At 53.3% G+C, this 8007-nt stretch carries 5 protein-coding genes and 2 pseudogenes; 1 reads left to right on the plus strand and 6 read right to left on the minus strand.

Annotated elements, in window-relative coordinates:
- Positions 1 to 174 precede the first annotated feature (174 nt).
- From VSR82_RS39200 to VSR82_RS39215, 4 genes are all read right to left on the minus strand, one after another.
- On the minus strand, positions 175 to 933 hold the full coding sequence (locus VSR82_RS39200; protein WP_498858840.1) for a GntR family transcriptional regulator: 759 nt from the start codon (positions 931 to 933) through the stop codon (positions 175 to 177).
- Between the two features lie 555 nt (positions 934 to 1488).
- The gene (locus VSR82_RS39205; RefSeq protein ID WP_498858841.1) at positions 1489 to 2337 is read right to left on the minus strand and encodes a maleate cis-trans isomerase family protein; all 849 of its coding nucleotides are present in this window, start codon (positions 2335 to 2337) and stop codon (positions 1489 to 1491) included.
- A gap of 214 nt (positions 2338 to 2551) precedes the next feature.
- Positions 2552 to 3460: a DMT family transporter gene (locus VSR82_RS39210; RefSeq protein ID WP_410853020.1), complete on the minus strand. Its 909-nt coding sequence runs from the start codon at positions 3458 to 3460 to the stop codon at positions 2552 to 2554.
- Positions 3461 to 3801: 341 nt separating this feature from the next.
- On the minus strand, positions 3802 to 5427 hold the full coding sequence (locus VSR82_RS39215) for a pyridoxal-phosphate dependent enzyme (RefSeq protein ID WP_498858842.1): 1626 nt from the start codon (positions 5425 to 5427) through the stop codon (positions 3802 to 3804).
- A 101-nt stretch (positions 5428 to 5528) separates the two neighbouring features.
- On the opposite strand from VSR82_RS39215, the pseudogene VSR82_RS39220 reads away from it, so the two are divergent.
- Positions 5529 to 6133, plus strand: a pseudogene (locus VSR82_RS39220) (transposase); the annotation flags it as partial.
- Here VSR82_RS39220 and VSR82_RS39225 read toward each other — a convergent pair.
- Entirely contained in the window at positions 6115 to 7050 is a 936-nt protein-coding gene (locus VSR82_RS39225; RefSeq protein ID WP_410853022.1) for a GHMP family kinase ATP-binding protein, read from the minus strand. The pseudogene VSR82_RS39220 and the gene VSR82_RS39225 sit on opposite strands and share 19 nt — an antisense overlap.
- A 616-nt stretch (positions 7051 to 7666) precedes the next feature.
- Positions 7667 to 7891, minus strand: a pseudogene (locus VSR82_RS39230) (transposase domain-containing protein); the annotation flags it as partial.
- Positions 7892 to 8007: the final 116 nt, after the last annotated feature.

Below are 8007 nucleotides of genomic sequence, written 5' to 3' on the forward strand. Positions count from 1 at the left end.
CGGTACAGCCTCCGACTGGTGACTGTACCGGGCGATCTCCGCACAAGGAATGTCGTCGCCGTTCAGACTGCGATGCGTGTGGAAAATCGCCGCTACGAAAACGACTTCTGCAGAGCTTCCTTAACAGGAACGGCCAGAAGTAAACAGCCCCATTCATCATTTTGTTAAGGATTCTTATTCTTCTTTATCCATTTTCGAAATTCGCGTGCTGCCGAAACGAACTGTGCAAGCTAGCCGATCAAACGGTGATTCAATTATGCCGACAATTGACATAGTGGGACTGTCTGTTTTTAAGTTATAGAGTCGGCGCAGTGTTGGGTAGCCATTGGGAACCGAGAACACCTGCTGAGCTTCCTGCGAGGCCGGAGCCGCATCAACGACAAACGACATTTCGTTGACTGCGACCTTATGTCGCTTGAGAGCATCGATGATGAAGTGCTCTCCGAACTCGTCGACGATTTCGTCCGACATGTCGGTGGGAACGAATGAGGAATCGTACATGATAGGCACATCGTCGCCGTAAATCACCCTCCGAACACACAACAGCACTTGGTCCGGAGGATTGAAGACGCTTAAGGTTAAGTCCCTGATCCTTTCCTTTGTAAGCGAAACTAGCTGCACCTTTGGCTGAAAGCCGAGCGACCGTGCATTGTCTAACCCCGACATGCAAACATCCAATTCGCGGATGAAGCGAAACCGATCTTTCACATATGTCCCTTTCCCGGGTATGGACGTCAGCAGACCAGCTGATTGGAGCTCGCGCAAGGCCCGCTTGACCGTGATGGAACTCACGCCGAACTCTTCGGCAAGTCGGGCGGTCGACGTTATCAAATCGCCGGGTTTATATATTCCCGTAGTAATACGTCTTGAAATCTCAGCGCGCACAATCTCGTGAAGAGTTGAACCGTTAGCTGTTGAAGCACTTTTATTCATCGGTATCCGAGTTTCTTAACTGCGCTTGTGGCAGATTCAGGCTACTGTCATATTTCGCGCCACCTTACTTCAAGGTAAACGCCAACGGGATCCCCGCAAAGCGGCCGAAAGCAACGACGACAAGCCCGTTTCAGACCATTGCTCGAACCCGACGGTTAGGTTATGCACGACGTCCCCCCTGTAGCAGCGGGTTGCCGCCGCGCAGCAAATCGCCGCGGGATCGCGTCCATCGAGCCTAGACGACCTGGCGCTCAGCGGCTCACCGGAGTGGGAACCGCCGCTGATTGCCCTTTGCGACTGCCACCGTGCCGTCATGCGGACGCTGCGGCACGTACCTGCGCCTCAATAATCCTTACGCGCATGACGCGATAGGCTCGGTTGACGTTGACCGGAGCTAGCCTTGGCTTTCCGACGCACTTGGCAACCTGTCCCAAGTAGGCAGGTTCCCGGCCCAGAAAGTGAGGCAAAGATGCACCGAGCTCTCCGACCGCCTCAGTGTCGTTGATTTCCCGTTCCGAGCGCCCGCCACGTCAAAATCGACTGACCGAACGAGCTTCACGGTCCCGTTGAAGCGCGCTCCGCCGGAACCTTTGCGGGCCTCGGCAACGACGCCTGAAAGAGCTGCCCCCACTCCGATTGAATGTCCTCGCATCCAGTTAGCCGCAAAGCGTGCCAGCATAACGCTTGGTTTGAAGATATGACCTTCTTACCAGTTTCACGCTCCAAGGAGCCGATTATGGCCGCTGCGCGCATTTGAGTGCACGCGACGATGACCGTATCAACCTCGGCGCTTCTTGCGGTAGCTCGCACCGCATTGGCTATGCTCGCGGGCGATATAAACGCGGCTTCATCGCTAACGAACCCGCTATCGTTGTGAAAGGTGCAGATCGATTTCACCTTGATTCCCTCAGCCTCGATACACTCTGCCATTTGGCTCGCAACTTTGCGTGGATATGGGGACACCAATCCAACGCTGTTCGAACCAAGCGACCTCAGCGCAGTCTTTATCCCAGTGAAGGGCTCCGTAACGAGCGAGTCGGGGTGAACCTCGCGGACGCGCCGCTCCAACTCACGTAGCCCGATCACCATTGCCGCATACGTGCACCCTAGTGCAACGACGTCAGACGGGCGTATCGAATTTATTTGGCGAACCGCCGCATCGATTTTTTCCATCTGGCTCTTTAGCACTTCAGCGCTGACAGCCTGATTGCGTTGTCGAGAAGTCAAGATGCGACTTTCATAAAGAGCCACGCCAGGAATCTTCAGCATTGCGTGTGCTTCGTGCGAGAGAGTCTGATCGTTTGAAATGACGACCATGCCAATATGAGCACGGTTCCCGATACCAGCATCTACTTCATACGGGACGGCAAACCAGGAGTCACTTGGCGGAACTTCTCTTTCCATATTATCTCAACCTTGTCGAATCAGTTATACAAAAGTACGGTGCAAATACAACCCGAGATCGCACTCACCACTTCCCTCGCATAGATATTCCGCTCTGCCCCACAGACTGGATATCGTCTTTGCCAAAGCCTCACTCTTTTAGACACACTCCTGCGTCCCGCTTTCCACACTCTATTCCTCGCTTCGGTGGTTCCACATACTTCGCGTATCGCAGTTATTCGACTGCTTCAGCCTGCCTTGCAGATAAGCACAGGTAAAGCGCAGTTCCGATAATTACGACAAATCCGATCGCAGTTCGTTTAGAAATTGTTTCACCCCAAATCATATACTCCAAAATAATTGCCCATACGACGCCGGAGTAGCCGAATGGAGCCACAAGTGACGCGGCAGCGTTTGCTAGTGCGACGGTAAGCAACAATTGGCCTGCGCCGGCAGTCAGTCCTATAAGCGCCATGTATCCAAAATCCTTCGCGTTGGGCGTCTCCCACGCGACGAGAAGTGAAACCCCGCTGAGAATTGTGGCAATGATCGTAAAATATAGAACGATTGCCGCCGGATCTTCGGTTGTCGAAAGCCTCTTAACCTGAATGATCGAACCCGCGCCAAATATCGCACTGAGCAAGACTAGACTCACTGCAGTCAATGACCCTTTAATTCCGGTAAGCGGCAATGACACGAGGACGACTCCGAAAAAACCAACTATCGAAGCTAATGCTGTTGAAAGATGAAAACGCTCGGACAGGAAAACCATGGCAAGTAGGCCGATGAACATCACTTCGGTGTACTGGAGCGCCACAGCAGTTGATAGCGGAAGGTTAGGTAACCCAGCGAAGAAAAGGACTCTCGCAGTCAGTGCGGTGACCGCTCTCGAGAAATGTCCAAAAAAGCGATGCAGCGTCATTTTATTTTCAAGAACACCGTGACGTCTTAACATGTAGGCAGCGGGAATCAATCCAAACAGCATCCGGAAGAAAGTTATTTCGTTTGGGGGATAGTGAGTCGAAATAAGCCGCGCGACCGCATCTACCAAAGAAAAGAGAAATGCCCCGCAGGACATAAACACAATCCCGCGCATAGCGGGCTTGTTTGGGAAGCGGGAAAGCTGGTTAAATTGCTCTAACATCTGCTAAGCCTTCTTCAATCCGTCGATGAGATGCAAAGTGCACGAAGCGTTTTTTATCGCTTTCTGTATCGGTTGCGTAGATTCTCGATCGGATCTTCACGTTGGCATAGGCACCTTTTGTCGAGACCACCGTCTGCGGCGCCATACCAAGCTGCGTACGTCGACAACATTCGTTCGCAGTGCAGGCGACTTGGGCACGCCGCCGAAAAAATGCAGCACAATCACGTGTCGTTTTCTCATATCATGTTGATCTTGGTTTTGCATCTCAGCCGGTCAAACGGGATTCTGCAACGCTAAAGAACGACAACGAATCAGATTAGAACTACGGTGCATCAGCGAAGTTACCTTAGTTTGTATTCGAGAATTTCTTGGCGTCCGGTCGGTCCGCAATAGTTAATACCCGTTTCGTGAAAACCCGAACTCAGATAGGTTCGCTTGGCTATAACGTTGCGTCGATTGACTGCGAGCATAAGACGATTAGCATGGCGTCGATTCGACAAAACCCAATCAGCCATCAATCGAGACGCCGCCTTACCATATCCGTTGCCCTGATATGATTCGCCAATCCGGAAGCTATGCAAAGTAATAGCATCTGACGGCGCCCAGTCCGGCAAGGCCGCCTTTTCACGCAGGACAAAGAAGCCAACGATCTTATCTCCGACCGCAACCGAGCAGGGGTACTCATCCTCATCAAGAGAACTAGTTTGAAGCTCAAGGAACACTGTATACAACGGATCCACGAACTGTGTCTGCTCAGGCTTCAACTGAAGGTGGGAAACCGACGCGCGATCAAAGCGCGACAAGAATATCAGCCGTGCGTCTCGCGTTTCTCCGATAGGGGTGAGACTCTTGTTTTGTGCATTCAGATTCCGCCCGGTCGAGGCTGGGTCGGACACCTGTTGCGGAGATGCATGAAGAATCATGGGTGGCTCATGAATGAGGCTAGAAAGGACTTGATCAAGCGTTCGCCTGCGCCAAGCGTAGGTAGACCATACGGTCATCTCTTGGGTCGGCGTTTCTACAACCATGGGTTCGCGGGGCACCGATGCAGCCCATCCAGGTAGGGACGAAAGCCAGTTCTCGTCATAGACCGTCTCGACGTAACGGTGGCCCTCATCGGGAAAAATCGCGACGACCTTTTTCCCGGGGTTTTTTCTTGACCACCAGTCGGCCACTTTGTATGCCGCACCGCTAGTCGGACCCATAAACAATCCGTGATGCCGGTGTAATCGATGAGTTGCGTGGAACACCTCGACAGGCGTTAGCCAGTGAATTTCGTCAAACTGGGTGTGATCTACATTGGATGGAACAAATGCACCGCCAAGGCCGCTGAGAGGTATCGGCTTTCCGCTGTGTTGCCCAAACAGGACAGAGTTCGGAGTATCAACACCGACCGCGTGCAACTCAGGAAACAGCGTCCGAAGAAACGTTGTCGTACCGCACATCGACCCGCCTGATCCAACAGGGCCAACTAAACAATCTATCTTTCCAACTCTTTGGATCAGTAGTTCCGCAAATTTTCCGTACGACAACGGATTATCCGTATTGGAGTACTGTGAGGGCCAATAGCTGCCAGGGATCTCCTTTAGATATTTGGCGAGTCTGTTTAACCGCGCCTGCTGAAGTCCGCCGATGCGCGCTGGCCTGTCCACAATTTCGACCTGCACCCCCAACTCGAGAAGTCTTTTATGAAGATGCCGGTCGAGCGCCCAGTCACTCACGAGTATTAACTTGTATCCATACTGTACGGCAAGCATGCCCAAGGCAAGACCAAAAGTGCCGGATGACGACTCGCAGATAGTGGCCCCGGGCCTTAACAAGCCTTGTTCCGAAGCCCGCTCCAGCATAAATCGCGCCGGTAGGAGCTTCATGAGGAAGAAGCTGGCGCCATACAAATCGTCAGTCAGTCTGACGATTCGAGGATTCTCAAAATCCTCTAAATTTCGCATTTGAATGCGATCAAACATTAGGTTCTCCATCAACTAGTGTTCTGTTGTTAACTCGATCTCTGCGCGCGTAGCGTTGATCCCATCAAGGGAACGGGAGGCGTCGCATGCCCATGGGAGGACTGGCCCTACTGATCCACAAAACCTTACATACGAACCGGCGGACGGTGCCACGCGCACTGGAGCGTGCCCCCGATCGGCGTGGAAACAGCTACATCACCGACGAATGTGCACCGTTACTTCAAGCTGTTGGGTTTGCAACCGCATCGCAGCGAAAGCTTCAACCTCTTGACCGATTAATTCTCCATCGAGAAATTGCGCGATGTGGGTGGTCTGTAACTGATCCCACAGGAGACGCCTAGTCCCGTGAGTGGACGAGAACAGCCAGTGTCAGGCGCTCGAATGATCCCAACCCATGCCGCCAATGAGTTTTCGGCTGCGCCGAATCCGTCACGCACGACTATGTTCCGTCATAGCTCCACTACATTGTTCGTCACGCTTAATGTCCTCAACGGGACCGTACTTGCCATCTGCAGCCACGTCATAGACACCTAGAATTCCTGTCGCTCCTGTGCGAAATCGATAAGGCCGTACCGGCCGAACTCGACGTGCGCTGCATCGTCGACAACGACAGTAGTCGCAAGCATCCGAAGGTCAACACGTGGCTGGCACCTCGCCCCCCAACTTGCACATGCATTTCATTCCTTCCTACATTTCATGGCTTAGTTGAGCGTGTACGCTACACTGCTCAAAGCCTGAACGCCTTAGATCACGCATAGCCAACTCTATATGATCTGCGTTTCGATCGTCCGCTGGGTCGAACATCAAACCAACGACTGTTCCACTGTGGGCAACTTGGACACCAATCGCGCCGTGCCGGACACCGATTTCTTCGATGCGGTCCAAGTGGGGCTTTCGCAAGAATCTTTGGTTGATTCGGGCGCTCGCCGTAGCCACGCGGCCCAGCAAGTTGAGATTGGACGTGTTAATCGCGTGGCGCAGGAGAGCCAGCAGCGAACGAAAGGTTTCAATCTCCACGTGGCTATACTCGGCCGGTTTAAATGTGAGGGTGTTGACGGGCTCCGCTGCCGCTGCATCGATGCTAATGAAGTCAACATTGGGCAGTGAGTTTGTGAAGGCTTCAATTACAAGCCCCTCGCGTTGTGCAAAGAGCACGGCGTTCTGGGAAAACAGCGTGGAATCACATGCCATCTCGGCGTTCACGGCAATCTGCATTACACGGTCAATTGAGGTTTGGACGTTCAAGCAGTCCAGCACGGCTAAGATAGTGGCCACAACGTCAGCAGTCGATGATCCCATACCGCGCCCGACGGCGATATTGCTATTAATTGTCACATGTCCGCCGGCTACTGTTTGCGCGAAGGTATTGAGCGTAAGCTCGGCAGCCCGTCGTGCCTTTTCGCAACGTCGTGGACTAACAGAAACCTGCATTTCGCCATCGACTAAAAATCTCGCTTTTGACGTTAGGTTAGGACAAGGCAGCGAAACTAAGCCACGGCGCAGGCGACCTCCGTCGCTTTCGAAAACTCCCTGCAAAAGCTCACCGTGATGTCCAATCGCTTCACCAAATCCTTCTCTACTGTGCATAAACGAACCTATCAGTGCGGGTTTCAGGTTTTTCACGAGCGACGAGCGGGTGTCTCACAACTCGGCCGCGGTGAGAACCGCGCCTACGTTAGCCAACCGCATCATAGCTGTAGCCGCTGTTGGGAACGGATATATCGCCATCGTGTCCGGAATTTCGAAAACTTCATTAGGTAGCTCCCGCAGAATTCATCATTTGCCGCAATACTTCCCGGTCGGGTGGTAGTGATAGCAAAGGCCAGCGCGGGCAGCAGGCGTTCGTACTATCAAGGATTTATTTTCCTCGCAACCGGCAGCGATCGCGAGGTAGGTTATAGCGAGATCCATGCCTACTGGCTTGAAGTCCGGCAGTACACCAGCCGGGACAGACTGGGGTGATATTTGTCTGCCTAGACCGACAATTAACGCCAACAATTCCGCCATATTTTGTCGTTGTTTCGACAAGCTTACGTACGCGCCTCGGTGGCACAGAGGTATTGACTCTACTAATGAGACAGCCCTGAATAATGTTGGAAGGATTATGCAGAAATGCGGTGAGGGCGAAACGGCGTCGTTGGTGGATTTGCAGGAGGTAGGCATATTGCTGCAACTGGACTTTCCCCTGCATCCTTCGTAAGCGTGGCCCCAGCGACGTCTTGACTGGAGACTGAGATCTTTAGGCCGCGGTGCGGAGTTGATCGGCGACGACCCACGGTGCGAGTTCATCGATGCGGTTGATCGCATGCTCGGCGATGCGCGCGAGCACGAAGCGCAGATATGCCTCTGGATCGATGCCGTTGAGTTTTGCGGTGCCAATGAGGCTGTAGATCGCGGCGGCACGTTCGCCGCCGGAGTCTGCCCCAGCGAACAGATAGTTGCGTCGACCGATGGCAAGTTCGCGATCATTCTGCCCATATCGGGCAGGAAGTTGAAGTCCATTACCGTTGGCATCCGTTGTATGGGCGTCGCGTCAAGGTACGAGACGTCGAGGAGCGAAGCGGCGGTCGCGTGGTGCAC

The organism is Burkholderia sp. JPY481, from assembly GCF_038900515.1.
Classification (GTDB): domain Bacteria; phylum Pseudomonadota; class Gammaproteobacteria; order Burkholderiales; family Burkholderiaceae; genus Paraburkholderia; species Paraburkholderia youngii.

Coding starts and splice junctions, on each gene's coding strand:
- VSR82_RS39200 (WP_498858840.1), bottom strand. CDS start 933: ATGAATAAAAGTGCTTCAACAGCTAACGGTTCAACTCTTCACGAGATT.
- VSR82_RS39205 (WP_498858841.1), bottom strand. CDS start 2,337: ATGGAAAGAGAAGTTCCGCCAAGTGACTCCTGGTTTGCCGTCCCGTAT.
- VSR82_RS39210 (WP_410853020.1), bottom strand. CDS start 3,460: ATGTTAGAGCAATTTAACCAGCTTTCCCGCTTCCCAAACAAGCCCGCT.
- VSR82_RS39215 (WP_498858842.1), bottom strand. CDS start 5,427: ATGTTTGATCGCATTCAAATGCGAAATTTAGAGGATTTTGAGAATCCT.